We start from the raw sequence: 25,474 nt of genomic DNA on the forward strand, positions 1-25,474 counted from the left end.
CGCTGACCACAGTCAGTAATTGGCGCCGGGATTGCCGACTTCCACATAACCATTGTTTGGTGCAATGATCACCTCCAACGGCGGCGGGCTAACGCCGAAGTCATCGAGCTGATCCTTGAGCCCGGTGTACCACTCTTCCTGCTGTTTCTTACGCGCGTTGTCGGCCTTGATGTCGGCAATGATCGCGTAGATCAACCCACCCACGGCCGCAATGCCGCCAACGGCACCCGCCAAGGCCCCGGCAGCACCGCCAATCACGCCCGCTGCTTCTGCAACGCCTGCCGCCACCGTGGTAATGCGCGGCACCACGTAGGTGGCGACCTCTACCACACCCGCCACGGCCGACAAGCCGTTGAGCCCGGCAAAGGTGCCCTGGAAGCCTGCGCCGACCTTGTCGCCGCTCTGGGCCGAGTTCTTCGCTGAGATCGCCCCAGTGACCAACCCGAGCACGTTACCCGCCACACCGCCCAGGCTCTTGCCGATGTTCTCGACGTCCTTTACGTACTTGGGCGCATCAAACTTATAAGTACCTTGCTGGGTGCGATCGAACTGGTCCTGGACAAACTTGGCGCCACCTTCCAGGAACAAACCGGCGGCTTGGAACGACTGGCCCACTGTCTGCGCGGTGCTGCCGCCCTTGCCACTGGCGATGCGCGTACCAATGGCGCCCGCGAGCAACACGCCGGACACGCCATGCATCACCCCGGCCTTGTAGGCCGCGCTGACCCCGGCGGGGAGTTTGCCGCCCCAGTTGCTTTGGACTTTCTTGATCGCATCGTCGAACTTGGCACCGCCGCGCATGGCGTCATCCACCGCACGTATTCCGCTGATGATATCGGCGGTCTTTGGCGGTGCTTCGCCGGGCGGCGTGAAGGCGGCGAGGTTGTCGTTGATCACGTGTTCAAGGCGCGGGTCGTTGGCACCGGTCACGCCCAAACCCCGGTAGAAATCGTCGATGGACTGGCCCTTGAGCAGGTCTTCACGGCCCAGTTTGGCGGCCGCGTCGTTGAAACTTGAGCTGCCCGCCTGCACGCTGTTGTCATCGAGTACCGCGTCGAAAATCGCCTTGTTCACGCCTGACTGAATCACCGCCTTGTCCGCCGGTACGCCGCTGGCGATCAGCTCGTTCATCTGCTTGCCGCAGGTGATGTCCGCGTACTCGGCCTTGACCTTGGCCTTGATGGCTTGCGGCGCATTTTCCAGGGCTTTTTTATAGTCCGGCTGCTTGCCCAGCGCCTGGGCGTAAAAGTCCGGATACTTGATAAAACTCGACACTGCATCCGTGGTGCTGACGCCCTTGGCGGCGAACGCGCTTTCCAGGGCGTCGGTGCTCGATGACGCCTCCAGGCGTCGCTCCATCTCGGCTTTAAGGGCTGGGTCGGCGGCGACCATTTTCTGCAGTTGCTCGGTGCCTTGGGTGTTGAGGAACTGCTGCACGTCAGGGTCCTTGCTGAGCCTGTCAATGCGCCCTTGCACATCTTTGATAAAGTCTTCGCGTTGTTGACCTGGTGATGGGCCGTCGCCTGACCACTCATTGGCCGCATCCGGCCCTTGGTGCGCGAACGCATCCGCGCCGGCCTTGTAGTTGGCCAAGCCCATGGACAGCTGAATGATCGCCGCGCTCTTGTCCGCGCCGCTGGCGCTGCTGTTGCCGCTGACAAAATAGTCGGCACCGACCTTGGCGGCGTCGCCACCGGCCGCCTTCACGGCGTCTGCGGTGGCCTTGGCATGCAGATCCTTGATCTGGTCATCGGCGCTGTTGCCGTCCAGGCCCTTGAGGTTGTCGTAGCCGTACTTGCCAAAGTCCTGCAGGCGCCCCGCTTCCGTGCCGTGGCGCGCCTCGCCGTCCTTGGTGAAGCCGTCAATGCGGCCATTGCCAACATTAGCGCCCTCTATGTGCTTGCCGGTTTCGTCATAGTTCTCGACATAGTTGAGTACTTGGGCTGCGCGCCAGGCTGCATCGGGGTCGTGCTCAAAGTCGCCGACACGCTCGCGCAACGTGTCTTTGACGCCGCTTTGGTTGCCGAGATTTTTCAGCACCGGGTTGTCTTCGATGATTTGCTCGGCGCTGCGGGTGTCGCCCATCGGGCGGCCCTCACCCGGCAACGGCAGATGATTGGACGGCGCATCGCCCTTGGGTGGGGTCTTGGGTTTGGTCACGGGCAGCTCACCCTTGAGGGTGTCCCAGCCATACTTGCCAAAGTCCTGCAAGCGCCCGGCTTCGGTGCCGTGGCGGGCGTCACCGCCCTTGGTAAAACCGTCGACCTTGCCGTTGCCGACCTCGTTGAGTTCTGGACGCTCGAGCGCGGGCTTACCGTTTTCGTCGAGCTTTTCGATGTGCTCCAGCACCCGGCTCGCGCGGTACGCTGCGTCCGGATCGTGCTCGAAATCCCCCACACGCTCACGTAGTTTGTCTTTCACGCCACTCTGGTTGCCCAGGTTTTTTAACAGCGGATTGTCGTCGATGATCTGCTGCGCGGTGCGAAAGTCGCCCTGAGGCCGCTTTGTATCAGGCCCGAGGCTGTTGTCGCCCGGCTGATTGTCTACCGCCCTGGACACTGCTTTGTTCCAGTTGGGGTTATCGCCCGCTTTGGGAGTGCTATCAACCGGGGCTACTTGCATGGCCTGTCTCCTGATCTGGCACGTGGAGAGAGGATTATTAGAGGGTAAGTACAACAGTCTTGTTACATGCGAAAAATTGAATGGGTGCAGTCATGTAGCCACCACTCACAGGCTCTTTCGCGTGAACTTTTAACTAATAAGCCTGCGCTGGCCGGTGTCACTCAAGTCCTTACTACAGCGCCAAAGTACTCGGTCGCTTGCTGCATCTCGACGTAGGTCTGCGCGGTATTAAGCGTGGGCGCAGGGCCATGCAGAAAGAGTGTGACGTGCTGACCTTCGGTCAAAAGCACGGCAGCTGGATCAGTGCGTTTGAATTTGGCCCTGATCGGCACCGGCTTGTTGGGTGTCGTGAACTTAAGCAAGGTCACGACCAAGATAACGTGGCTCAACACACTGCTGTCGTCATCAACTCGTTTGCCATCCGATGTCCTTACCATTTATAGCCGGATATTCAGCGCGAGAGCTTACCTGTCGATCTTCGCATCGACCACAGAAAAGGGCGCCGTGACCTTACCGCGCGCTGTGTTTAAACTGTGCGCCACCCTTCTTCCCAGCTTATTTCAGAGACGCCCATGTCCAACCACGACCTGTCCTACACCCCTGACCCAGATGCCGACTCGATTTCTTCCGACGTTGTCGGCTTCAACGGCATGCTGGTCTCTACCCAGATCCCGACCCGTGCCGACGGCAGCCTGGAACTGGGCGACATCACCGTGCAAATCGAATGCACGCTGCAAGCGCTGAAAGTCGCGCTGGAGAAAGCCGGCAGCTCCATGGATCGGGTGATGCACCTGACCATCTACCTCACCGACATGGCTGACCGCGCCGCGTTCAACGAGGTCTACAAACGCTTTTTCGCCAAACCGTGGCCGGTTCGTGCCGCCGTAGGTGTAGCTGCGTTGGCCGTGGACGGTATGCGCGTGGAAGTCACCGCGATGGCGGCCAAGGCTTGAGTTTTCACTAGCCACACCGATCAGATGTGGAAGCTGGCTTGCCCGCGATGGCATCCACTCGGTGTGCCTGATGGCCCGAGGTGTCGGCATCGCAGGCAAGCCAGCGCCCATATTTGATCCAGTTAACCCCCTGCTACCTCGGCCAGGCAGCCCTGCGGTAGGTGCCCACCTGGCATTTCACAGCTACAATGCGCGCCTCGACCGTGACAAGCCTGACTAAAAAAACTATGTCCTTGCCCAAGCACCACCTGGAATTGCTCAGCCCTGCCCGCGATGTCGCCATCGCCCGCGAGGCTATCTTGCATGGCGCCGACGCCATCTACATCGGCGGCCCGAGCTTCGGCGCGCGCCACAATGCGTGTAACGAGGTGAGCGATATCGCTCAACTGGTCGAATTCGCCCGCCGTTACCACGCCCGTGTGTTCACCACCCTCAACACCATCTTGCATGACAACGAGCTGGAACCCGCGCGCAAGCTGATCCATCAGCTGTACGACGCCGGTGTTGATGCGTTGATCGTGCAAGACCTGGGCGTGATGGAGCTGGATATCCCGCCGATTGAGCTGCACGCCAGCACCCAGACCGACATCCGCACTCTGGGCCGTGCCAAGTTTCTCGACCAGGCCGGTTTCTCGCAGTTGGTGTTGGCCCGTGAGCTGAACCTGCAGGAAATCCGCGCCATCGCCGACGAAACCGATGCCGCTATCGAGTTCTTTATCCACGGCGCCCTGTGCGTGGCGTTCTCCGGACAGTGCAATATCTCCCACGCGCAGAATGGCCGTAGCGCCAACCGTGGCGACTGCTCCCAGGCCTGCCGCCTGCCGTACACCTTGAAAGATGACCAGGGCCGCGTCGTGGCCTTTGAAAAACACCTGCTGTCGATGAAAGACAACAACCAGAGCGCCAACATCCGCGCGCTGGTCGAAGCCGGTGTGCGCTCGTTCAAGATCGAAGGCCGCTACAAAGACATGGGCTATGTGAAGAACATCACCGCCTACTATCGCCAGCGCCTCGACGACGTTCTTGAAGACCGCCCGGACCTGGCCCGCGCTTCCAGCGGCCGTACCGCGCATTTCTTCTTGCCCGACCCGGAAAAAACCTTCCACCGTGGCAGCACTGACTACTTCGTCACCGACCGCAAGATCGACATCGGCGCCTTCGACACACCAACCTTCACCGGCCTGCCGGTCGGTGTGGTGGAAAAAGCCGGCAAGCGTGATTTGCAGGTGGTCACCCATGAGCCGCTGTCCAACGGCGACGGCCTCAACGTGCTGGTCAAGCGCGAGGTGGTGGGTTTCCGCGCCAACATCGCAGAACCCAAAGGCGAGTTCGAAGAAGACGGCAAGAAACGCTACCGCTACCGCGTCGAGCCGAATGAAATGCCTGCTGGCCTGCACCAGCTGCGCCCGAACCATCCGCTGAACCGCAACCTGGACCATAACTGGCAACAGGCGCTGCTCAAGACCTCGGCGGAGCGCCGTATTGGCTTGGCATGGGTTGCACGCCTGCGTGAAGACCAGTTGGTCGTGACCGCGACCAGCGAAGAAGGCATCAGCGCCAGCGTCACCCTGCCCGGTCCGTTCGGCGTGGCCAACAAACCGGAACAAGCGCTGGACACCTTGCGCGACCTGCTCTGCCAGCTCGGCACCACCGAGTACCACGCCACAAACATCGAGCTGGACGCGCCGCAAGCGTTCTTCATCCCCAATTCGCAGCTCAAGGCATTGCGCCGTGAGGTGATCGAAACGTTGACCGCCGCTCGCGTTGCCGCTCACCCGCGTGGTGGGCGCAAAGCCGAGACGTCGCCGCCACCGGTTTACCCGGAAGCGCACTTGTCGTTCCTCGCCAACGTCTACAACCAGAAAGCCCGTGACTTCTACTACCGTCACGGCGTAAAGCTGATCGACGCGGCCTTCGAAGCCCACGAAGAAACCGGCGAAGTGCCGGTGATGATCACCAAGCATTGCCTGCGGTTCTCGTTCAACCTGTGCCCTAAACAGGCCAAGGGTGTCACCGGTGTGAAAACCAGGGTGGCGCCTATGCAGTTGATCCACGGTGATGAAGTGCTGACCCTGAAGTTCGACTGCAAGCCGTGCGAAATGCACGTGGTGGGCAAGATCAAGGGGCATATCCTGGGCTTGCCACAGCCGGGCAGCGGTGTGGGCCATTTTGACCCGGAAAATATCATCTTTCAGGGCACGCACTAGCCCTCGGGGAGCGGGGCCACCACCAGCCCCGCTGCAACCCCGCTGCCGCCAGCAGAATTGCAGCAACCCCCAGCCATTGCAGCCAACCCAGGCGATGCCCAAATGCAATCCAGTCGACAAAAATCGCCGCAATCGGGTAGATAAACGACAGCGCGCCGGTAATGGCGGTCGGCAGTTTCTGAATCGCCCCGTACAGCAACACATACATCAAGCCTGTGTGCACCACGCCCAACGTGACCAGTGCAGCCCAGGCATTGGGCGCCGCAGGCAAGCTGTTCCAAGGCACTAACGGCGCCAGCAACAATGCGCCGGTGATCACCTGAATCAACGCCATCAAGTGCGGCGGCACCTTCTTCAGGCGTTTGATGATCAGCGCCGCAATCGCATACAAAAACGCCGCGCCCAGCGCCAGAGCGATACCCGCCAGATAATCCCCGCCACCGCTCTGCTGCTCGCCATGGGCGGTGACAATCGCCAACATGCCCAGGAACGCCACGCTCAACCACGCCAGTTTTTGCAGCGTGATCTTTTCCCCGAGAAACACCGCCGCCAGCACCACCAACATGAACGGCTGCACGTTGTACACCGCCGTACTGATCGCGATGGAAGCGCGGGAATAGGATTCGAACAGCAGCAGCCAGTTGCCGACAATGGCCACGCCACTGAGCATCGCTCCCCCAAACGTGGCCCAACTGAGCAGCTCCAGCCGCAAGTAACCTAATAACGCGCACACCAGCAACAGCGTCAGCGCGCCGATCACGCAGCGCCAGAACACCACTTCGATCACCGACACGCCAGACACCAGCACACACCAGCCAATGGTGCCCGAGATCAGCATGGCGGCGACCATTTCCCACGAACCGCGACGAATAGATGTGTCCACGATGCAAGCTCCTCAAGTGAGGCTCAATTATGGCAATCTGTTGGTCAGCGGCTCCAGCGACTAAAAAAGGCAAAACCCCGAAATCACCTTTTCTTATTAGGCACACAGCATGATTGACACTATCGACCAGCAACTGATCGCGGCATTGATGGATGACTCACGCCTGTCGCTCAAGGCGCTGGCGGGTATTACCGGGCTGTCTTCGCCCAGCGTCGGCGAACGCCTGCGCCGCCTGGAAGAGCGCGGCGTGCTGACTCACTACACCGTCGACATCGACCCCAAGCACTTCGGCTACCTGCTGCAAGCCATCGTGCGCATCCGCCCGTTGCCGGGCAAGTTGCAGGAAGTGGAGCGCCAGATCCAGGCGATCCCCGAGTTCACCGAGTGCGACAAGGTTACCGGTGAGGACTGCTTTATCGCGCGTCTGCACGTGCGCACCATGGATCACCTCGACACCCTGCTCGACCGGATCAACGCGTTTGCCGAAACCAACACCGCTATCGTCAAGAAAACCCCGGTGAAGCGACGTTTGCCGCCGCTGACCAACGACTGAAGCCTAACAAACTAATTCCTGTGGCCAGCTAGTCGTGAAGGGCTTTAGCGGCGGGCAGCAAACCCTGAAACGTGCGATAACGCGCCTCTAACACCGGCTGCTGCATCAGGTCAGGCTTATACCGGGCCTTGACCGGCATCCCCGCCGCCAGCAAATCAGCACCCTGCCCCATCGCTACAAACCCCAACTTCGCCGCGCCAATACACGCGCTCAATTCACTGCCGTGCAAAGTGAAGATTTCCCGCTGCAGGATATTCGCCAGCAACTGCGCCCAATACTCACTGCGCGCACCACCGCCCACCAGGGCGCAGGCTCCCACGTCGACGCCGGTCGATTGCACCGCGTGCAATGCATCGAGCAAGCCAAAACCTACCCCTTCCATCACTGCGTAACCGAGCATCGCCGGTGTGCAGTCGTGCCCCAGGTTCATGAACCCGCCGCGCAGCAAAGGATCGTTGTGGGGTGTGCGTTCGCCGGCCAGGTACGGTAGGAACAGCGGCGTCTGCAGCGGCACGGTCTGTTCGATGGGCAATTGCGCTTGGACCTGCTCCAGTAACGTTTGCTCATCCGGCATGCCGGTCAGCCGGGTCACCCAACGCAAACAGCTGGCACCGGCGAGCATGGCGCCCATGGTGTACCAGCGGTTGGGTAATGCGTGACAGAAACTGTGCACCGCACTGGCCGGGTTGCCGGCGGCGTGGTCGGTGATCGCGACAATCGCCGCGCTGGTACCCAAGGTGATGAAACCGTCACCGGCATTGATTGCGCCGATACCCACGGCCGCCACCGGGTTATCGCCGCCGCCACCGGCAATCACTACCCCGGGCGACAAGCCCAGCCCGCTTGCCGTCACGTGACCCGCAGCGGCTCCGCCTTCTACTAGCGTCGGCATCTGTGCGGGGGCAAGCCCTGTGGCACGCACCATCGGCGTAAACCATTGGCGCTGTGCCACGTCCAACCACAGCGTGCCGGCGGCATCGGACATCTCGCTGATGCGCTCACCAGTCAGGCGCAGACGCAGGTAATCCTTGGGCGAGAGCACGCAGTCAATCGCCTTGAACACCAAGGGTTCATGCCTTTGCAGCCAGAGCAGTTTCGGCGCGGTCAGCCCAGCCATCGGCAAGCTGCCGGTGACCTCGGCGAAACCGGGCCCAAGCTGTTCAGCTTCGGCGACAGCGCGCGAGTCGTCCCACAGGATCGCGGGGTACAACACGCGGTCATCGTCACCGAGCAGCACCGCGCCGTGCATCTGCCCTGACAGGCCGATGCACGCCACACGATTGAATGCCTCATGCTCGCGCAGCTGGGCGAGCGCCTGCACACAGGCCTGCCACCAATCTTCCGGGGCCTGCTCGGACCAGCCGAGGTGGCGGCGCGAGACACCCAAGCGCACACCCGCGTGGGCCAGCACGGCGCCGTTGGCGTCCATCAGAATCGCCTTGAGTTCCGACGTGCCCAGATCAATACCGAGGGAAACAGGACTGCTCATACGTGGTTCATTCCGATCAAATACAGCCACATGAATTACGGTATTGCAGGCTCGGCGCCAGGCGCACGCTTTGAACCGGCGCGCCAGGCGTTGCCATGCGTTGCAGGAGCATTTGCACCGCACGCGCGCCCAGCGCCTTGACCGGTTGGGCGATCAAGGTGAGGCGCGGCACAAAAAAATCCGCCCAGTCAAAATCATCAAAGCCCACCAAGGCCACTTGCCCCGGCACATCAATGTGCGCATCACGCAGGGCGTGCATGGCGCCCAATGTCATCAGGTTATTGCCTGCCATGATCGCAGTCGGAGGCGTTGCCAAGGCTAATAACTGCGCGGTCGCGACGCGCGCGGGCTCACTGTTGGACCCGCCGCTGACCAGCAACTGCGGGTCGAACGCCACGTCTTGCGCCTGTAAAGCTGCGCGATAACCCGCCACACGTTCATCGGTCGTACCAAGCCCCGCCCGCCCGGCAATAAAGCCGATGCGACGGTGCCCGTGTTCAATCAGGTGGGTGACCAACGCCTGGGTGGACTGGGTATTTTCCACTCCGATCTGGTCAAACTGCTCACTCATCATGCGGTCCACCAGCACCGTCGGCACTTCACTGGCCTGCAGATACTCGAGGGCTTTTGACCCAGGGGACGGTGCCAGCAAAACCCCATCAACCCGCCGGTGATGCAGCGCCGTGACCACCCGCAGCTCCTGCTCCGGGTCGTCGTGGGGGTCGACAAACAGCATCATGTAGCCGTGCTTGGCGCACTCGGTTTCAATCGCGTGCACAGTTTCACTGAAGTAATGGTTGGACAGCGCCGAGATCGCCACGCCAATCGTGTTGGTGCTGGAGCGGGCCAGTGAGCGCGCCAGTGTATTGGGGATGTAGCCCAAGTCCTGAATCGCACGCTGCACCGCTCGCACCGTGACCTCGCTGACCTTGCGGGTGCCGTTCAACACGTGGGACACGGTCGACGTCGATACCCCGGCCCTGCTTGCCACGTCATCCATGGTGACCACGACGCCTTCCCCTTTCTTCAATGACTCAATGTTTACTCGACCAACCGCTGTACGTCGCCACGTTGTCACGGGTGATCAGTTTTGGCGTGAGCAGGGTAACCGCTTCGGCTGGGGCCTTGTCATTAAGAATGTCGTTGCCCACGTTCACGGCGGTCTGCGCCATAGCCCATGGGTCCTGGCTGGCCGAGGCCTGGATTTGCGTGTCGGTCTTCAGTGCGTTTTCGATATCCGGCGCTCCATCCACCGAGGTAATGATGATGCCGCTGCGTTTGAGCTGCTTGGCCGCGAGGTCGCTGCCGATGGCTTGCGGATCGTTGATCGCGAACAAGCCGTCGATTTTCGGGAAGCGCGTGAGGTAGCCCTGCATCACGTTCAGGCCGCCTTCGCGCGAGCCTTTGCCGTCCTGGTCATCGGACAGCACCTTGATGTCTGGCGCCGAAGCCAATGCAGCCTTGCAACCTTTGACGCGGTCCGTCACGGCGGTGACTTGCGGGCCATTCTGAATGATCACATTGCCCTTGCCCACCAGCTTGTCGACCAGGAACTGGCAGGCCAGCTTGCCGGCTTCAACGTTGTCGGTTTGCACCGTGGCATTCACGCCTTTGGCGTCCACATCCACGGCCACCACGACGATGCCGGCATTGCGGGCTTTCTTGATCGCCGAGGCCATGGCCGATGGGTCGACGGCGTTGAGCAGGATCAGGTCAACCTTGGACGAAATGAAATTGTCGATCTGCGAAAATTGCTTGCTCAAGTCATAGTCGGCCGACACCGAGGTCACCTTGACGTTGGGGTTCAGCTCTTTGGCTCGTGCAGTGGCGCCGTCGGCCAGGGTCACGAAATACGGGTTGCCGAGCGAGCCCATGCTAATGCCCAGGGCTTTGAGTTCACGGGCTTGCACGGCGTTTGACATCAAGGCAGCCAAGGCAATAACGGGAAACAGGCGTTTAAGGTTCATGCGGGTCTCTCTTGTGATTGTTGTAGGAGTGAACTCAGGTGCGCGCACCGGACTGGCGATAGCGATCCAGCGCCACCGCGCCGATGATCACGATGCCCTTGATGATGTACTGCCAGATGTCCGACACGCCCAGCAGCACCAGGCCGTTGGTGAGTACCGCGATAATCAGCGCGCCGATCAGCGTACCGCCGATGGTGCCGACACCGCCGGTAAAACTGGTGCCGCCCAGGATCACCGCGGCAATCGCATCCAGCTCATAGGATTGCCCCAGTTGCAGGCCGTTGGCCGCGAACAGGCGCGAAGCGCTCATCACCGCGCCAAGCCCGGCCAATGCACCGGACATGGCGTAGACGAACAGCAAGACTTTCCACACCTTGATCCCCGACAGCCGCGCCGCCTCGGGGTTGCCGCCCACTGAGTAGATCTGCACGCCCATGACGGTACGGCGCAGGATGAACCACGACAGCACCACCACCGCCACCGCGATGATCACCAGCCACGGCACACCGAGCACCGAGTCATTGCCGATAAACGCAAACGGCAGGTCGGGGTTGAACACGGTCTTATCATCCGCCAACAAGCGCGCCAGGCCACGCATGGCGGTCAGCGCACCGAGGGTGACGATAAACGGTGGCAAGCGCATGAAGGCGATCAACCCGCCATTGACCAGGCCCAGCAACAGGCCGAAACCGATGCCGGCAGCAATCCCGAACATGCCGAACTGTGGCGACATCGAGGCCTGCAACGCGACCACAGCGGACGCCGCGAGAATCGCGCCGACGGACAGGTCAATGCCCGCCGTCAGAATCACAAAGGTCATGCCCGCCGCCAGCACCACATTCACCGAGGCTTGCTGGGTGATGATCGACAGGTTCTGCACGGTGAGAAAGTTCTCACTGGCCAGGGCAAACCCCACCAGCAGCAACACCAGCACCGGCAACATGCCAACGGTGCGCATCAGCTCACGGACGCGCTCCGCTTTGCCGACGGGCGCGAGGGTCAGTGTGTTGTTGTTTGAGTCAGCCATGGGCAGCCACCTGATCGCCACCGGTGGCGAGGTCAATAATGCGTTCTTGGGAGATGGCGTGGCCCGAAGCCCCGCCGACTTCGGCCACCAACTGGCCTTCGCGCATGATCAGCACACGGTCGCACGTGCCGATGATTTCTGGCAGCTCGCTGGAGATCACCACAATGCCAACGCCCGCCAGCGCCAGTTGGTTGATGATGCGGTAGATCTCGGACTTGGAGCCGATGTCCACGCCCCGCGTCGGTTCGTCGAGGATCAGCACATGCGGCTTGACCTCCAGCAGCCGTGCTAACAGCACTTTCTGCTGGTTGCCGCCGCTCAAGGCGCCGACATTGACCTTGCCCGATGCGACCCGAATCGACAGCGACTTGATCGCGTCATTTGAACGCTGCGCGGCATGGCCGCGATCCAGCACGCCACCGGCATGCGCGTCCGGCACACAGGCACACACGTTGATGTTGTCGGCCACGCTCATGTCCAGGAACAGGCCCTGGGCCTTGCGGTCTTCGGTGAGGTAGACCACACCCGCACGAATCGCATCCGCCGGGTTACGCAACGGGGTGACGGCCTTGCCGACCACTTCAAGGGTGCCGCAGGTGCGCGGGTCGGCGGCGAAGATCAGCCGCGCCAGCTCCGTGCGCCCTGCCCCGACCAACCCGGCAATGCCTAACACTTCACCGGCGTGCAGGTCGAAGCTGCAGTTGCGCACGCGCTTGCCATCGGCCATGTCACGCACGCGCATCACCACGTAGCCGGGGTTATAGGCGGCGTGTTCCTTCTTGTAGAAACCGGAGAGATCGCGGCCAACCATCATTTTCACCAGCACTTCGGCCGACAACGCCTCGCGGGTCAGCTCGCCGATGTACTGGCCGTCGCGCAGCACCGAGACCCGGTCCGACAACTCATAGATCTCAGCCATGCGGTGGCTGATGTAGATAATCGCCAGGCCCTGGCTGCGCAGGTGCTTGATCAACGCAAACAGGCGGTCGGTCTCACGCGATGACAGTGGCGTGGTCGGCTCGTCCATTACCAGGATCCTGGCGTGGGCATGCAGCGCGCGGGCGATTTCGACCAGTTGGCGCTCGGCAATCGACAGGCTGCTCACCGGCGTGGTGGGTTTGAACTCGGCGCCCAGGCGTTGCAGCACCTCGACGCAGCCGGCTTGCATGCCCTGGCGGTCGATGGTCCAGCCGCGCCGCAGTTCGCGGCCCAGGTAGATGTTCTCGGCCACGCTGAGGTTCGGGCACAGGCTCAGTTCCTGGTAGATCACGGCGATGCCGAGGGTCTTGGCGGTGGCTGGGTTAAAAGTGGCGACGGGCTGGCCGTCGATGCGGATTTCTGCGCCGGGGTCGGCTTGGTAAGCGCCGGAGAGGATTTTCATTAATGTCGATTTGCCGGCGCCGTTCTCCCCCATCAGGGCGTGTATTTCACCGGGGTAGACCTTCAGGCCGACATTCTTGAGCACGCGCAAACCGTTGAAGGTTTTGCTGATGCCCTGCATCTCAAGCAAGGGTTCAAGGCTCATGGATGAGCTCCTGGCATTATTATTTTTGTAGGCGATCGCCGCCGACTCTATGCCAGATACATTTGCTTACGCAAGCGCTTGCGTGTGCCGTTTATCGCTTGATTAAACGTTTCATCACGCGCAAAAGCGATAAATGTCTGTTGGCTGAGAGCTTGCAGGCAAGCGCTTAGCCAACAACGTTTTCAGCGCCCGTAACGCTCGGGCAGCATGCGTACCAGGGTGTTGTCACGCACCCAGTAATGGTGGAACAACCCAGCCGCCGCATGCAGGCCGATCAACCAATACCCGGTGCTGCCCAGCCACTCATGCCAGTGTTTGAACTGCCTGGCCAGGTCCGGGTCCGGCGCCACCAGTGTCGGTAATGAGAACCCGAAATACGGCACCGGCTTGCCGGCAGCGTTGAGCATCAGCCAGGCCAACAACGGTGTCACAATCATCAAGCCGTACAGCGCACCGTGCATCAGGTACGACGCGGCCGTCTGCCACATGGGCGGGGGGGGCAGGATCGCCGGGCGGGGCGCCAGACGCCCCAGCAAGCGCAGCCACACCAGCACGAAAATCGCCATTCCGAACAGCGAGTGAGCCCCCAGAAATACGCCCTTGAGCGCGTTGCCTCGCGGTAGCAGGCCTTTGATTTCGATGCAGGCATACACGCCGACAAACATCGCCAGCATGAGCCAGTGCAGGGTCATCGAGAGTCTCGCGTAGCGCTGCGTCAGCGGATTTTGAGTCATGGAATAGAGCCTTATGCATAAGTGGTGGCCCTACCCTGCCAACCCAGTCTTAAGGCAGTCTGAAGATCGGCAAACCGATCATTTTAGGGCCCTTCAGACTTCGTTAAGAAATGCCTTTGATACTCCTCCCAACATCACGTGGGAGGCGTACCGCCAATGCCTGATATCGATTGGAAAATTTCTTTGCCGCTGCAGTTCGGCCTGGTCAACAGTGCACAAATGCGCCTCGCCGTTGCCCTGCCCAACGACCCTCAGCGCGACGCCTTCGAGGCGTTTATCCAACAACGTTTTCGCATCGCCCACGGCGCTGATATCCGGCACTTCATGCCCCGGCTGTTTGCTGTCAGCCAGGCTGACGGCGTGCTGTGTGCGGTCGCCGGGGTAAGGTTGGCAGGTGCCGAGCCGCTGTTTCTGGAGCGATACCTGGACCATCCGATCGATCCACTGATCAGCGCTGCCGCGGGGCAAACCGTAGAGCGCCACGCCATCGCTGAAGTCGGCAACCTGGCCGCCAGCGACACCGGCAGTGCGCGCCTGAGCATCATCGCGATTACCTGGTTGCTGGCCATGGGCGGCCTGGAGTGGGTGGCGTTCACCGGCAATATCGGCCTGGTCAATAGCTTCCACCGCCTGGGGTTGAAGCCGATCACCCTGTGCGCGGCTGACCCGCAGCGCCTGGGCGATGACCGCCAGCACTGGGGCAGTTACTACGAAAGCCAACCCTGGGTGCATGTCGGCAATATCCGCGCCGGGTTCATCCATTTGCGCAACATGGGCATGTTCCAGCGCCTAGGGTTGCCGATCACGCTTGAGGACACCAGCCATGTCGCCTGAAACCCGCCGCTTCCACGCTGTGCTGCGCGGCTATGCCGAACGTAACGACGGCGCCATCGCCCTGTGGGGCGATACGTTGAAAATGGATTACACCTCACTGTTTGCCGAGGTTGCCTATCGCCAGCAACGCCTGCGTGATGAAGGCGTGAACGTGGTCGCCTTGGCCTTGGACAACGGCGTCGATGCCATGCTGTGGGACTTGGCAATACTGTTTGAGGGCTTGACCTGCCTGACTCTGCCGCCGTTTTTCAGCCCTGCTCAGCGTGCCCACTGCCTTGAACAAAGCCATGCCGAACGGGTGATCGCCGAGCCGTATCTGGACGCTGAGCTGTTGGCCGCCGGTTACCACCAAGGCGGCGACTTCTGGTGCAAAACCTTTGCAGGCCGCCCTTCGATGCCGTCGGGCACCGCCAAGGTGACATTCACCTCCGGCACCACCGGGGCGCCCAAGGGCGTATGCCTGAGTGCCGATAGCGTGCTGCGGGTTGCTCGCGAGTTGCATCAGGCCAGCCACGCCACCGACCCACGTCACCACTTGGCGCTGCTGCCCATCGCGATTTTGCTCGAAAACCTCGGTTGCTACGCCGCGCTGTATGCCGGCGCCACCTTGAGTGTGCCCAGCCAGAGAAGCCTGGGTATCCAGGGCGCCAGTGCGGTGGACGCCGCGCAATTGCTCGGTTGCCTGGCAGAGCGTCAGCCCCACAGCCTGATTCTGGTCCCGCAATTACTGCTGATGTTAGTCATCGCCGCCGAACAGAAGGCGTTCAGCCCGCGAGGGCTGCGCTTTGCTGCGGTGGGGGGGGCGCGCGTTTCCAAAGCCTTGCTGCAGCGGGCACAACAGTTAGGCCTGCCGGTGTTTGAAGGTTACGGGCTGTCCGAATGTGCCTCGGTGGTATGCCTCAATCGCCCCGATGCGCAGCGCCCGGGCAGCGTCGGCCGGCCCCTGCCCCACGTGGAAATCCGCTTGGCCGAAGACGATGAAGTGCTGATCAAAGGCTCGACCTTGCTCGGCTACCTGGGTCACAGCGAACAACCCGAGCAATGGTGGCCCAGCGGCGATCTGGGCGCCTTCGATGAAGACGGCTTTCTCTACCTCAAGGGCCGCAAGAAACATCAGTTCGTCACCAGTTACGGCCGCAACGTCAACCCAGACTGGGTCGAGGCCGAATTGACCCAAGGCGGCGTCATCGCCCAGGCGTTCGTCTATGGCGAAGCCCTGCCCGAGAATCACGCGTTGCTCTGGCCCCATAGCAACGCCTGCACCGACGCCCAACTGGCCGCCACCGTGGCCGCAGTCAATAGCACCTTGCCCGACTACGCCCAAGTGCATCAATGGACGCGCCTGGATGAACCCTTCAGCGCCGCCAACGGCTTGCTCACTGCCAACGGCCGGCCACGGCGCGACGCCATCGTCGCGCGTTATCAAACCCAACTGTCTGCCGCACACAAAGAGGAAACCCCATCGTGAATTTTTTCGACACGCTGCAAGAGGCCACCCAACAGGAGCGCCAGGCACTGTTCAGCCTGCCGATCATTCGGGATGCGCTGGAAGGCAAGGTCAGCCTGGAGAGCTATCGTGCGTTCCTGGCCCAGGCCTATTACCACGTCCGTCATACGGTGCCGTTGATGATGGCCTGCGGCGCGCGCCTGCCTTCGCAGTTGGAATGGCTGCGCAAGGCCGTCTGCGAGTACATCGAGGATGAATACGGCCATGAGCAATGGGTGCTCAATGACATCCACGCCTGTGGCGGTGACCAGGAAGCCGTACGTGACGGGCGGCCGGGGTTGCCGATTGAACTGATGGTCAGCTACCTGTATGACCTGATCGCGCGAGGCAACCCGGTCGGCCTGTTCGGCATGGTCAATGTGCTGGAAGGCACCAGCATCGCGCTGGCCACTCACGCCGCCGACAGCATTCGCGAACGCCTGCAACTGCCCGCCACGGCGTTCAGTTACCTCAGCTCCCACGGTTCCCTGGACATCGGCCATATGGAAACCTATCGCCGCTTGATGAACAGCCTGCAAGACCCGGACGACCAGGCTGCCGTGATCCATGCGTCAAAAGTGGTGTACGCCCTTTATACCGACATGTTCCGCAACCTGCCGCGTATCGGGGAGGCTGCCCATGCGCCTGTCTGATGCCCGTGTGGTGCTGACCGGCGCCAGTGGCGGTATCGGCCTGGCAGTTGCCGAAGCCCTGTGTGCCAGCGGGGCGCGGGTGCTGGCCGTGGCACGGCATCGAGCACCACTGGAGCCCTTGCTCGACAGATACCCGCAGCACCTTTGTTGGGTGAGTGCCGACCTGACCTTCCTTGCCGACCGCCGCAAAGTGCTGGCCGCCGCCGAGGCCATCGGCGGTGTCAACCTGCTGATTAACGCCGCCGGCATCAATCACTTCGCCATGCTTGAACAGTTGGACGACAACGAAATCAACGCCATGCTGGCGTTGAACATCACCGCGCCGATCTGCCTGACCAAGCTGCTGTTGCCCCTGCTCAAACAGGCCGAAAGCGCCATGGTGGTGAACGTCGGCTCCACCTATGGTTCCATCGGCTACCCTGGCTATGCCACTTACTGCGCCACTAAATTTGCCTTGCGCGGGTTTTGCGAAGCGTTACGCCGCGAGTTGGCCGATACGCGGGTGGGTGTGTTGTACGTGGCGCCGCGCGCCACCCATACACGCATGAACAGCCCGGCGGCGCAGGCCTTGAACAATGCCCTTAAGTCCAACGTCGACGACCCGCGCGTCGTGGCATCGGCCGTGATCCAGGCAATCGCCAAGGATCGTCGCGATCTGTACATGGGCTGGCCTGAGCGCTTCTTTGTGCGCCTCAACAGCCTGTTGCCGAACCTGGTCGACCGTGGCTTGCGCAAACAATTGCCGTTGGTACGTCGCTTGAGCGACAAACCCGTGAATAAGGACCTGAATCCATGAAACGTCTTTGCATTGCGTTGCTGCTGACCGCCATGAGTCCATTCACCTGGGCTCTGGATGCGGGCGATCAGCAACGCCTGGCTGACATCCAGACACGTTGGGCCCATATCCAATACAACCTGCCTGAAGAGCAGCGTACCCAGGCCTTTGCACAGCTCGCAACACAGGCGACGGCGTTCACCCAGGCGCGCCCTCAGGTTGCCGAAGCATGGATCTGGTCTGGGATTGTCACCAGCAGTTGGGCCGGCGCCCAAGGCGGGCTCGGCGCATTGAGCAAGGTCAAGGCGGCCAAGGCCGACCTTGAACAAGCGCTCGCTCTGGACCCAGCAGCCCTGCAGGGCTCAGCCTATACCAGCCTGGCGGCGCTGTACGATCGCGTACCCGGCTGGCCGATCGGCTTTGGCGATGCCGACAAGGCGCAGCAGTTACTCAAACAGGCCTTGCAACTGAACCCGGCGGGCATTGATAGTCTGTATTTCTGGGGCGACCACCTGTACCGGCAAAAACGCTACGGCGAAGCCCGAGATGTGCTGCGCAAAGCCCTGCTGGCCGCGCCACGGCCTGGTCGGCAAACCGCCGATGCCGGACGTCGCAAAGAGATCGAAGGCTTGCTGGTCGACGTCGACAAAAAACTCAACTGACAGGAGTCCATGTGCGGCTATTACTGATCGAGGATGATATAGCGCTGGGCGAAGGCATTCACCAAGCGCTGGTGCGTGAGGGCTACACCGTTGACTGGCTGCAAGATGGCAGCAGTGCCTTGCATGCGCTGCTCAGCGAAACCTTTGATGTGGTCGTGCTTGATCTGGGCCTGCCGCGCATGGATGGGCTGGAAGTACTGCGCCGCCTGCGTGACAGCGGGGCCAGTGTACCGGTGCTGATCCTCACCGCTCGGGATGCCACCGAAGACCGTATCGCCGGGCTCGACGCCGGTGCCGATGACTACCTGATCAAACCCTTCGACCTGGCTGAACTCAAGGCGCGCCTGCGTGCGCTGCTGCGCCGTAGCGCCGGGCGCGCGCAGGTACTGATCGAACATGCGGGCATTTGCCTGAACCCCAGCACGCAACAGGTGAGCTACCACGGCGAAACCGTGCTGCTGACGCCCAAAGAATATCAACTGCTGCACGAACTGCTCTCGCCGCCGGGGCGCGTCATGACCCGCGACCAGTTGATGCAGTTGCTCTACGGCTGGAACGAAGAAGCTGAAAGCAACACCTTGGAAGTGCATATCCATCACCTGCGCAAAAAGTTCTCCAGTGACTTGATCCGCACTGTTCGCGGCGTCGGCTACCTGGTGGAGGAGCGTTGATGACGTCGATTCGACGCCGGACCCTGACGTTGATCATCGGCCTGCTGCTCACCGGATTACTGGTGATCAGCTTGCTCAACCTGCATGACAGCAACCACGAAATCGCTGAAGTCTATGACGCGCAACTGGCGCAGAACGCGCGCCTGCTGCAGGGCGTCATGAGCATGCCACTGGCCAGTAAAGATCAGGCTGACCTGTATCGGGCATTCAACAAAGCCTTGGGCGAAGCCATGCCCAAAGTGGACGGACACCCTTACGAAAGCAAAATCGCTTTTCAGGTATGGAACCCCAACGGTGAGCTGTTGGTGTTCACCACCAGCGCTCCGTCTTTTGCCACACCGCCCGCCCAACCGGGGTACAGCAATGTCGACGACCTCAATGGCCGTCAATGGCGTGGGTTTGTGCTCAAGGACAAAGACAATGGGCTGCAGATCTGGGTGGGCGAACGCGACGATGTGCGTTCTGACTTGGTGCAACGCATCGTGCGCCACACCTTGTGGCCCAATGTGCTGGGTAGCCTGATTCTGGCTGCCATGGTCTGGCTGGCCATCGGCTGGGGGCTCAAACCGCTGGCTAATATGGCGGCGACCCTACGCGCGCGGCATTCCGGCTCCCTGGAACCGATGCAGTTGACCCCCTTGCCCATGGAGCTGGAACCGATGCAGGCCGCGCTGAACCGCATGCTGGCACAGATCCAGGAAATGCTCGGCCGCGAGCGCCGCTTTATCGCCGACGCCGCCCACGAAATGCGCACCCCGCTGGCGGTATTGCGCGTGCACGCCCAAAACCTGTTGGAAGCCGGCACTGAAACCGAACGGCGCGAGTCCCTCGCATTTCTGATCACGGGCGTCGACCGCACCAGCCGCCTGGTCAACCAATTGCTGACCATGGCCCGCCTGGAGCCGAGCGCCGGCAAACCCCAGGCGCAGGCCATCGACCTGGAGAAAACGGTGCGCGAAACACTGATTCAGTTGACACCCTGGCTGTTGAGCAAGGGCCTGGAATTGGTGTTCGACGTCGATGATGCGGACTACAGCGTGAAGTCTGAGGCGTCGGCCATTAATATCGCCCTGACTAATCTGGTGACCAACGCGGCAAACTTCTCACCGCAACACGGGGTGATCACTGTGGGCCTGCGTCACAACACCCGTGGTTTTGAACTGAACGTGGATGACCAAGGCCCGGGCATTGACGAGAACGAACGCGACCGACTGTTTGAGCTGTTTTATAGCCGCGGCAATGCCGAGGGGGCGGGTTTGGGCCTGACCATCGTACAGACCATCGCTCAGCGCCTGGGTGGCCAGGTACATCTGGAAAACCTCGCAACCGGCGGGCTAAGGGCGTCCTTGCAAGTCCCGCGCTCACCTGACTAACAGGTCCAACCACATCGCGGCGGTAAGCAGCGACTGCCCGGCGATCACATACGCGGCAAATCGACGGCCGCCGCTGACCCAGGCCACCACGCACTTGCTCAGCGAGTTGCAACTGACCGCGAGCAGCACCGGGATAGATGCCGCCTGCAAGGCGAGCTGGCCGCTTGCGGCCAGCGCGGCGATCGATGCCGTAGCCGCGTGAGCATCGGCAAACCCACTCAGGGTGGCGGTCACCATCACGCCCGCCTGACCGAAGTGGTACAGCATCACGGAGGACACAACGGTAATGCCGGTGAGGGTCAAGACCATCATCAGGGCCAACTTCAGGTCGAACGCGCCGCCCACCTGCATGGTTTGGCCGGCAGGCGTCGTCGGCATGCGCAGCATCAAGCACGCCCCATACACGGCGGTGGTAATAAACCCGGCCAGCAGTGGCCAGGCCATCTGCGCCAACAGCGCCGGCGCGACGGTGCCCAAGATCAGTCCCACCTGAGTCACCGTGGCCAGGTTGGAAAAAATCGCCGCCGCCGCGAAGGTGCGCACCTGGGCAGGCTCCTTGGCAGCAATTGGGCCCAGGGTGGCAATGGTCACGGTACTGGACGCAAACCCCGAAGCAATAGCCCCGATGGCATACCCATAGCGGGCTCCCAGGGCGCGCACCGCCACATGCCCTACCGCACCGATGACCATCAACAGCACCGTCAAGGTGCAGATGGTGCGCGGGTTCACCGCGCCATAAGGCCCGATAAAGCGGTCCGGCGTCAACGGCAGCACCACCAGCGCAACAATCAACAGCAACAGACCGTCGCGCATTTCCCCATCGGTCAGTTGACTGCGGGCAAACGCGTGCAGCCTCTCGCGGTAGGTCAACAAGCCTGCTGTGATCACACCAATGGCCGCGGCCAATTCTGGGGCGACAGCGCACAACGCCCCCAACACCAATACGGTGAACAACGCCACTTCAGTGGTGATCCCCGGGTCCTTGTCCTGGGCCTTCCAGTAAGCAGTGCTCACCAGTGCGGCCAAGCACAGCGCTATCAGCCCCAGCAAGAGCTCGCCGCCGACCTGCTGCGTGACATAGCCCAACAGCGCGGTAATGGCGTAAGTGCGCAAACCAGCGAACGCGCGGCGCTCGCCCTGGCCTTTATGCCGCTCACGCTCCAGCCCCACCAGCATGCCGATGCCTAGCGCCGCAGCGGCGCCGGCGAACCCTAGCGTTAGCGTCATATGCCGGTGCCTTCAGGGGGTAATCGCGACTTTCATGACGCCGCGCTAAAACCACGTGCCTGAGAGCCCAGGCGTTCGATCACGGCGACCGGCTCATGGCCCACGGTCAGCCCTTTGGCCACGGGGTGCTGGCCACGCAGAATATGGGCGTCGATACCGCAGATCGTGGTGGTGATGCGTACCAAGGCGCCCAGCGGGCCGACGTCAGGGATCGGTTTGTCTTCCAGGACGATGCGGTTTCTCAAAACAAAAACAGCGGTGTTCATGGTTCCCATGGGGTAATTTCCTGTGCCGAGGAAAATCAGACTGCGCCGTGAGGGCGGCTTGCACGTTGACTATGATCAATAATCGCGCAACTGAGCGCGCATCACTGGCCAGGCGCTGTATCAAGGCGACTTATTTGGCCGCGGGGCCGATTGCTTCGCGTCGATGGCCGCCGGCTACATTATTCCGCCGACGCGGCGCCGTATGATCCTGAGTAAACCGGCGCGGGTAATGGCGCTGGATCTGATCCACATCAGTTTTGCCTGGCGTCAAAGGCGTACAACCGAATCAACAGGGCGATGTTTTATGCCCGCCCCTTTCGAGAGCACGCCATGCCCACCCTCACAGAACACAACAGCCAAGCCGACGCCCTCTATGCGACTGTCCCGCACGAACACTGGATTGAGCACCTCGACGATGGCCGACATGTGCTGGTGCGTCCACTGACAGCCGAGGACAGGGAGCGCGAATACAATTTCATCAAGGGCCTGTCCCGCGAGTCGCGGCATGCGCGTTTCCTTGGCGAAATCAACGAACCCGGTAAAGCCCTGCTTGATCAATTGATGAGTGTCGACCATCAGCAACGCATGGCGTTTATTGCTCTGACGCACGACAACGGCAGCCTGATCGAAATCGGCGTTGCTCGTTACGCCGCGGCCACGGCACATGAATGCGAATGTGCGATCACGGTGGCCGACACATGGCAACGCCTGGGGCTGGGGCGCATTTTGATGCAGCACCTGATGACGGCGGCGCGAGCCAATGGCTTCAAACGAATGTATACGATTGATGCGGCGACCAATCTACCACTGCGTCAACTGACGCATGCCCTGGGCTTTCACAGCGTCACAGACCCCGATGACAGTACTCAAATCATCAGCAGCGTGGCGCTCTGAGCATCCTGTCACGGTCAACGGCGTGGTGATTGGCACTGCCAAAGCGTTAACGTTTGAATCTCTGAGTGGGTAAGCTCCTGCACTGCCCTACGGGTCCAGCACCCCGCCGCTGTAGCTGTCAGAGAGGCGTGTGCCAGTGAACTTGGCCACTACCGCGCCCTGGGCCACCAGGCGTTCGCGGTGGCCGGTGACCATGCGACCGGTTTGCGCGGCATACAAAATCAGCTCTGAGGCGGGCTCACCAGGCCGACCGATGATTCGGGCGAAACGTTGGCCTTGCTCGACCTGATCGCCCAGGCCTTTTTCAAACACCAGCACACCGGCACACGGCGCAAGGATGGTTTCCATGCAGCCCATCTCCACCACTTCGCCTTGCCATTCGCGGATCGCCGCCACCTCATCAATCACGCCATTGATGCACAGCCAGGCCCATAACCCATCAGCATCCTGGTGCGCCAGCACATCACTGACATCCGCTTGCCCACGCAACTCGATAGTCGCCGCCAACCGTGGCGAGCCGTGGTTGATGATGGTTTCCTCAAAGGAGCCGTCGCCGCCGTCATCCCAGACGATCACCACGTCCACCTGCAACGCCGCCGCCAACGCCATGCCTTGCTCAGGCCAGAAACGGCGATGGATGTAGAGGTACGGCAGTGCCTCATCGTCTGTGTGCAGGTCGAGGACCAGGTCCGCGTCGGCGGCTAATTGCACCAGGCTTTTTTGCCATTGCCCCAGGTTGCTCGCCGGGTATTGCATGGCCAGGGAATGATCGAACGCGCGGTTAAAATTCTGCCCGGTCGCTTCGTGGAAGCGACCCAGCAACCGGCCCTGACGAAATTGGCCTATGCCAAAGGGATTTGCCTGGGGCACGACAGTAACGGTGCCACGCAGCCGCCCCTGATCCTGGCACGCCTGCAAACGCGGCAACAGGTGGTGCAGCACCAGCATCCCGGCGATTTCATCGGCGTGCACGCCCGCTTGCAGGTGCACAGCAGGCCCACTGCCATCACCGTCAAAGCGCCAGGCACCAATGCGCAGCGTGTTACCGGCGTCGCCTGCTACCTGCCATGAAAGGTCTTTTGCCATGCCTTGCCTTCCTCTGATCATTTAATCGCTAGAGATTGAACACGTGTTCAACTAACCTGTGCGTTCTGGTCTTTGATCAAAGGCATTCCCATGACCATCGCCCCTCCCAAACTGCGCCGCGCCGACCCCGATGAACGCCGGGACTTGCTGATTGCTGCCACCCTCACCAGCCTGTCCCGCGATGGGCACGCTGGCATTTCCGTGCGCAAGATTGCAGCGCAAGCAGGTGTGTCAGTGGGCTTGCTCAATCATCATTTCGGCAGCATCGATGCGCTGATCGCCGAGACCTACCACAAGCTCGCCAATGAATTGACCAGCGCGTTATGGGCGCAAGTCGAGTTGGCTGAAGGCGCCGCCGCGCGCCTGGAGGCGTTTCTCAGTGCATCCTTTTCGCCCCGCATCATGGACCCCGACCTGCTCGGCGTGTGGGTGGTGTTCTGGAGCCTGATCCGCCACTCGCCCCACGTAAACCAGTCCCACGAAAACAGTTACCGCGCCTACCTGGCGCTGATCCAGCAACTGCTCGACGACCTCGCCCGCAGCGAAAACCTAGTGATCCACGACAGCCGCATGGCGGCCATCGGCTTATCCGCGATGCTTGACGGGCTCTGGCTCGAGGGGTGCCTCAACCCCCGCACCTTCAGCCCCGCCAACGGCCTGCACATCTGCCGCTGCTGGGTACAGGGGTTGCGTCATGGCGCATTCGGCGCCGACCGCGTCTTGTGATTCGGGGTGGCGCACGCTGAGCATGGCCAGGCTGCGCCAGAACACAAAGCTGAACACCGAGTAATCGGCCACCCGCGACGTGCTCACCGCGCCCTGCCCCCAGGAACGCGTAGGCCAGTGAGTACTGGGCAATCCCTTGCAAGGCGCGGTTCTGGCTCATCCCACCGACCTGCGCAACGGCGTGCCGCGACGTTCGGCGATGGCGTAAACGCCTTCGATGAGGAAGGTCAGGCACAGGTAGACACCCGCGACCAGTAGCAACGGTTGATAGATCTGCAAGGTCTGTGCGCGTACCACGTTAGCCGCACCCAACAGGTCGACAACCGCAATCGTCGACGCCAGTGCCGTGGATTTGAGCAACATCACCGTCTCCCCGGCCAGGGTCGGCAACAGCAACCGCATTGCCCGTGGTAAACGCACCCGCAGCAACGCCTGGCGTGCCGTCATGCCAAACGCAGACGCCGCCTCTATCTCGCCCTTGGGCACCGCCAGCAGGCCGCCGCGAATCACTTCACCCACATAGGCGCCCACCGACAGCACCAGGGCGAACACGATGTACCAGTAACCGTCGCGCAAAAACGGCCAGAGGACGCTGCCGCGTAGCATAGGAAACTGCGCAAACAAACTGCCCAACCCATAGTAGAAAATGTAGATCTGGATCAGCAGCGGTGTGCCGCGCAACACGCTGGTGTAGGCCAGGGCACCCCGCGCCAGCCACTTGCGTCGCGACAAGCGCGCCAACGCCACCAGCACCGCCAGGGCAAACCCCAGCACTGCCGAGATCGCCAGTAGCGACAAGGTGGTCTGCAAGCCCTGGGCAATCAGCCCCGCGTAATAACTTATCCACTCTGGCATGGGCCG

At 61.5% G+C, this 25,474-nt stretch carries 23 protein-coding genes and 1 pseudogene; 12 read left to right on the forward strand and 12 right to left on the reverse strand.

Annotated elements, in window-relative coordinates:
• Positions 1-12: 12 nt before the first annotated feature.
• Positions 13-2,622: a hypothetical protein gene (locus FW764_RS00970; RefSeq protein ID WP_446432322.1), complete on the reverse strand. Its 2,610-nt coding sequence runs from the start codon at positions 2,620-2,622 to the stop codon at positions 13-15.
• 572 nt (positions 2,623-3,194) lie between these two features.
• Here FW764_RS00970 and FW764_RS00975 point away from each other — a divergent pair.
• Together FW764_RS00975 and FW764_RS00980 are read left to right on the forward strand one after the other, a co-directional pair.
• Positions 3,195-3,575 carry a RidA family protein gene (locus FW764_RS00975; protein ID WP_446432323.1) on the forward strand — a complete coding sequence of 127 codons (381 nt, stop codon included), beginning with the start codon at positions 3,195-3,197 and terminating at the stop codon, positions 3,573-3,575.
• A gap of 227 nt (positions 3,576-3,802) precedes the next feature.
• Positions 3,803-5,782 (forward strand): peptidase U32 family protein, encoded by a 1,980-nt coding sequence (locus tag FW764_RS00980; protein ID WP_446432324.1) that lies wholly within the window; start codon positions 3,803-3,805, stop codon positions 5,780-5,782.
• Here FW764_RS00980 and FW764_RS00985 read toward each other — a convergent pair.
• Entirely contained in the window at positions 5,760-6,665 is a 906-nt protein-coding gene (locus FW764_RS00985) for a DMT family transporter (RefSeq protein ID WP_446432325.1), read from the reverse strand. The genes FW764_RS00980 and FW764_RS00985 overlap by 23 nt on opposite strands.
• Before the next feature lie 109 nt (positions 6,666-6,774).
• On the opposite strand from FW764_RS00985, the gene FW764_RS00990 reads away from it, so the two are divergent.
• Positions 6,775-7,218, forward strand: coding sequence for an Lrp/AsnC family transcriptional regulator (locus FW764_RS00990; RefSeq protein WP_446432326.1), 444 nt, complete (start codon positions 6,775-6,777; stop codon positions 7,216-7,218).
• Positions 7,219-7,246: 28 nt separating this feature from the next.
• Here FW764_RS00990 and xylB read toward each other — a convergent pair whose 3' ends face one another.
• From xylB to FW764_RS01020, 6 genes are all read right to left on the reverse strand, one after another.
• Positions 7,247-8,707 (reverse strand): xylulokinase, encoded by a 1,461-nt coding sequence (gene xylB, locus FW764_RS00995; RefSeq protein WP_446432327.1) that lies wholly within the window; start codon positions 8,705-8,707, stop codon positions 7,247-7,249.
• Positions 8,708-8,723: 16 nt separating this feature from the next.
• Positions 8,724-9,716, reverse strand: a complete 993-nt coding sequence (locus FW764_RS01000; protein ID WP_446432328.1) for a LacI family DNA-binding transcriptional regulator — start codon at positions 9,714-9,716, stop codon at positions 8,724-8,726.
• A gap of 25 nt (positions 9,717-9,741) precedes the next feature.
• Complete coding sequence (locus FW764_RS01005; protein WP_446432329.1) at positions 9,742-10,674, reverse strand: ABC transporter substrate-binding protein; 933 nt, start codon at positions 10,672-10,674, stop codon at positions 9,742-9,744.
• Positions 10,675-10,708: 34 nt separating this feature from the next.
• Positions 10,709-11,701 (reverse strand): ABC transporter permease subunit, encoded by a 993-nt coding sequence (locus FW764_RS01010; RefSeq protein WP_094950535.1) that lies wholly within the window; start codon positions 11,699-11,701, stop codon positions 10,709-10,711.
• The gene (locus tag FW764_RS01015) at positions 11,694-13,226 is read right to left on the reverse strand and encodes a sugar ABC transporter ATP-binding protein (RefSeq protein ID WP_446432330.1); all 1,533 of its coding nucleotides are present in this window, start codon (positions 13,224-13,226) and stop codon (positions 11,694-11,696) included. Before FW764_RS01015 ends, FW764_RS01010 begins: the two co-directional genes overlap by 8 nt.
• Before the next feature lie 182 nt (positions 13,227-13,408).
• Positions 13,409-13,960 (reverse strand): cytochrome b, encoded by a 552-nt coding sequence (locus tag FW764_RS01020; RefSeq protein WP_446432331.1) that lies wholly within the window; start codon positions 13,958-13,960, stop codon positions 13,409-13,411.
• A 156-nt stretch (positions 13,961-14,116) separates the two neighbouring features.
• Here FW764_RS01020 and FW764_RS01025 point away from each other — a divergent pair, with 156 nt between their 5' ends.
• Genes FW764_RS01025 through FW764_RS01055 form a run of 7 tightly spaced genes read left to right on the forward strand, consistent with a single transcriptional unit; the run spans position 14,117 to position 20,414 of the window.
• A complete protein-coding gene (locus FW764_RS01025) occupies positions 14,117-14,794 on the forward strand; it encodes a thermostable hemolysin (RefSeq protein WP_446432332.1) in 678 nt (225 codons plus the stop codon).
• Complete coding sequence (locus tag FW764_RS01030) at positions 14,784-16,262, forward strand: AMP-binding protein (protein WP_446432333.1); 1,479 nt, start codon at positions 14,784-14,786, stop codon at positions 16,260-16,262. The genes FW764_RS01025 and FW764_RS01030 overlap by 11 nt, the downstream gene beginning before the upstream one ends.
• Positions 16,259-16,933, forward strand: a complete 675-nt coding sequence (locus tag FW764_RS01035; RefSeq protein WP_446432334.1) for a TenA family transcriptional regulator — start codon at positions 16,259-16,261, stop codon at positions 16,931-16,933. The genes FW764_RS01030 and FW764_RS01035 overlap by 4 nt, the downstream gene beginning before the upstream one ends.
• On the forward strand, positions 16,920-17,729 hold the full coding sequence (locus tag FW764_RS01040; protein WP_446432335.1) for an SDR family oxidoreductase: 810 nt from the start codon (positions 16,920-16,922) through the stop codon (positions 17,727-17,729). Before FW764_RS01035 ends, FW764_RS01040 begins: the two co-directional genes overlap by 14 nt.
• Positions 17,726-18,370 carry a tetratricopeptide repeat protein gene (locus FW764_RS01045; RefSeq protein ID WP_446432336.1) on the forward strand — a complete coding sequence of 215 codons (645 nt, stop codon included), beginning with the start codon at positions 17,726-17,728 and terminating at the stop codon, positions 18,368-18,370. The genes FW764_RS01040 and FW764_RS01045 overlap by 4 nt, the downstream gene beginning before the upstream one ends.
• A gap of 11 nt (positions 18,371-18,381) precedes the next feature.
• Positions 18,382-19,041: a response regulator gene (locus FW764_RS01050; RefSeq protein ID WP_446432337.1), complete on the forward strand. Its 660-nt coding sequence runs from the start codon at positions 18,382-18,384 to the stop codon at positions 19,039-19,041.
• Positions 19,041-20,414: an ATP-binding protein gene (locus tag FW764_RS01055; RefSeq protein WP_446432338.1), complete on the forward strand. Its 1,374-nt coding sequence runs from the start codon at positions 19,041-19,043 to the stop codon at positions 20,412-20,414. Before FW764_RS01050 ends, FW764_RS01055 begins: the two co-directional genes overlap by 1 nt.
• Here the strand turns inward: FW764_RS01055 and FW764_RS01060 are convergent.
• The gene (locus FW764_RS01060) at positions 20,403-21,641 is read right to left on the reverse strand and encodes an MgtC/SapB family protein (protein WP_446432339.1); all 1,239 of its coding nucleotides are present in this window, start codon (positions 21,639-21,641) and stop codon (positions 20,403-20,405) included. The two genes, FW764_RS01055 and FW764_RS01060, sit on opposite strands and share 12 nt — an antisense overlap.
• A gap of 47 nt (positions 21,642-21,688) precedes the next feature.
• Positions 21,689-21,916 (reverse strand): annotated as a pseudogene (locus FW764_RS01065) (alcohol dehydrogenase catalytic domain-containing protein); the annotation flags it as partial.
• 321 nt (positions 21,917-22,237) lie between these two features.
• Here FW764_RS01065 and FW764_RS01070 point away from each other — a divergent pair.
• Positions 22,238-22,801: an N-acetyltransferase family protein gene (locus FW764_RS01070; RefSeq protein ID WP_446432340.1), complete on the forward strand. Its 564-nt coding sequence runs from the start codon at positions 22,238-22,240 to the stop codon at positions 22,799-22,801.
• Between the two features lie 87 nt (positions 22,802-22,888).
• Here FW764_RS01070 and FW764_RS01075 read toward each other — a convergent pair whose 3' ends face one another.
• Complete coding sequence (locus FW764_RS01075; RefSeq protein ID WP_446432341.1) at positions 22,889-23,887, reverse strand: succinylglutamate desuccinylase; 999 nt, start codon at positions 23,885-23,887, stop codon at positions 22,889-22,891.
• A gap of 90 nt (positions 23,888-23,977) precedes the next feature.
• Here FW764_RS01075 and FW764_RS01080 point away from each other — a divergent pair, with 90 nt between their 5' ends.
• Positions 23,978-24,613: a TetR/AcrR family transcriptional regulator gene (locus FW764_RS01080; RefSeq protein WP_446432342.1), complete on the forward strand. Its 636-nt coding sequence runs from the start codon at positions 23,978-23,980 to the stop codon at positions 24,611-24,613.
• Positions 24,614-24,769: 156 nt separating this feature from the next.
• Here the strand turns inward: FW764_RS01080 and FW764_RS01085 are convergent, their stop codons facing one another.
• Positions 24,770-25,468, reverse strand: coding sequence for an ABC transporter permease (locus tag FW764_RS01085; RefSeq protein ID WP_446432343.1), 699 nt, complete (start codon positions 25,466-25,468; stop codon positions 24,770-24,772).
• Between the last annotated feature and the right edge of the window lie 6 nt (positions 25,469-25,474).

It is taken from the genome of Pseudomonas sp. 1152_12 (assembly GCF_052850675.1).

Excerpts from the sequence above, each read along its gene's own strand:
- FW764_RS00970 (WP_446432322.1), bottom strand. The coding sequence starts at position 2,622 with ATGCAAGTAGCCCCGGTTGATAGCACTCCCAAAGCGGGCGATAACCCC.
- FW764_RS00975 (WP_446432323.1), top strand. The coding sequence starts at position 3,195 with ATGTCCAACCACGACCTGTCCTACACCCCTGACCCAGATGCCGACTCG.
- FW764_RS00980 (WP_446432324.1), top strand. The coding sequence starts at position 3,803 with ATGTCCTTGCCCAAGCACCACCTGGAATTGCTCAGCCCTGCCCGCGAT.
- FW764_RS00990 (WP_446432326.1), top strand. The coding sequence starts at position 6,775 with ATGATTGACACTATCGACCAGCAACTGATCGCGGCATTGATGGATGAC.
- xylB (WP_446432327.1), bottom strand. The coding sequence starts at position 8,707 with ATGAGCAGTCCTGTTTCCCTCGGTATTGATCTGGGCACGTCGGAACTC.
- FW764_RS01005 (WP_446432329.1), bottom strand. The coding sequence starts at position 10,674 with ATGAACCTTAAACGCCTGTTTCCCGTTATTGCCTTGGCTGCCTTGATG.
- FW764_RS01010 (WP_094950535.1), bottom strand. The coding sequence starts at position 11,701 with ATGGCTGACTCAAACAACAACACACTGACCCTCGCGCCCGTCGGCAAA.
- FW764_RS01015 (WP_446432330.1), bottom strand. The coding sequence starts at position 13,226 with ATGAGCCTTGAACCCTTGCTTGAGATGCAGGGCATCAGCAAAACCTTC.
- FW764_RS01020 (WP_446432331.1), bottom strand. The coding sequence starts at position 13,960 with ATGACTCAAAATCCGCTGACGCAGCGCTACGCGAGACTCTCGATGACC.
- FW764_RS01025 (WP_446432332.1), top strand. The coding sequence starts at position 14,117 with ATGCCTGATATCGATTGGAAAATTTCTTTGCCGCTGCAGTTCGGCCTG.
- FW764_RS01030 (WP_446432333.1), top strand. The coding sequence starts at position 14,784 with ATGTCGCCTGAAACCCGCCGCTTCCACGCTGTGCTGCGCGGCTATGCC.
- FW764_RS01040 (WP_446432335.1), top strand. The coding sequence starts at position 16,920 with ATGCGCCTGTCTGATGCCCGTGTGGTGCTGACCGGCGCCAGTGGCGGT.
- FW764_RS01045 (WP_446432336.1), top strand. The coding sequence starts at position 17,726 with ATGAAACGTCTTTGCATTGCGTTGCTGCTGACCGCCATGAGTCCATTC.
- FW764_RS01055 (WP_446432338.1), top strand. The coding sequence starts at position 19,041 with ATGACGTCGATTCGACGCCGGACCCTGACGTTGATCATCGGCCTGCTG.
- FW764_RS01060 (WP_446432339.1), bottom strand. The coding sequence starts at position 21,641 with ATGACGCTAACGCTAGGGTTCGCCGGCGCCGCTGCGGCGCTAGGCATC.
- FW764_RS01070 (WP_446432340.1), top strand. The coding sequence starts at position 22,238 with ATGCCCACCCTCACAGAACACAACAGCCAAGCCGACGCCCTCTATGCG.
- FW764_RS01075 (WP_446432341.1), bottom strand. The coding sequence starts at position 23,887 with ATGGCAAAAGACCTTTCATGGCAGGTAGCAGGCGACGCCGGTAACACG.
- FW764_RS01080 (WP_446432342.1), top strand. The coding sequence starts at position 23,978 with ATGACCATCGCCCCTCCCAAACTGCGCCGCGCCGACCCCGATGAACGC.
- FW764_RS01085 (WP_446432343.1), bottom strand. The coding sequence starts at position 25,468 with ATGCCAGAGTGGATAAGTTATTACGCGGGGCTGATTGCCCAGGGCTTG.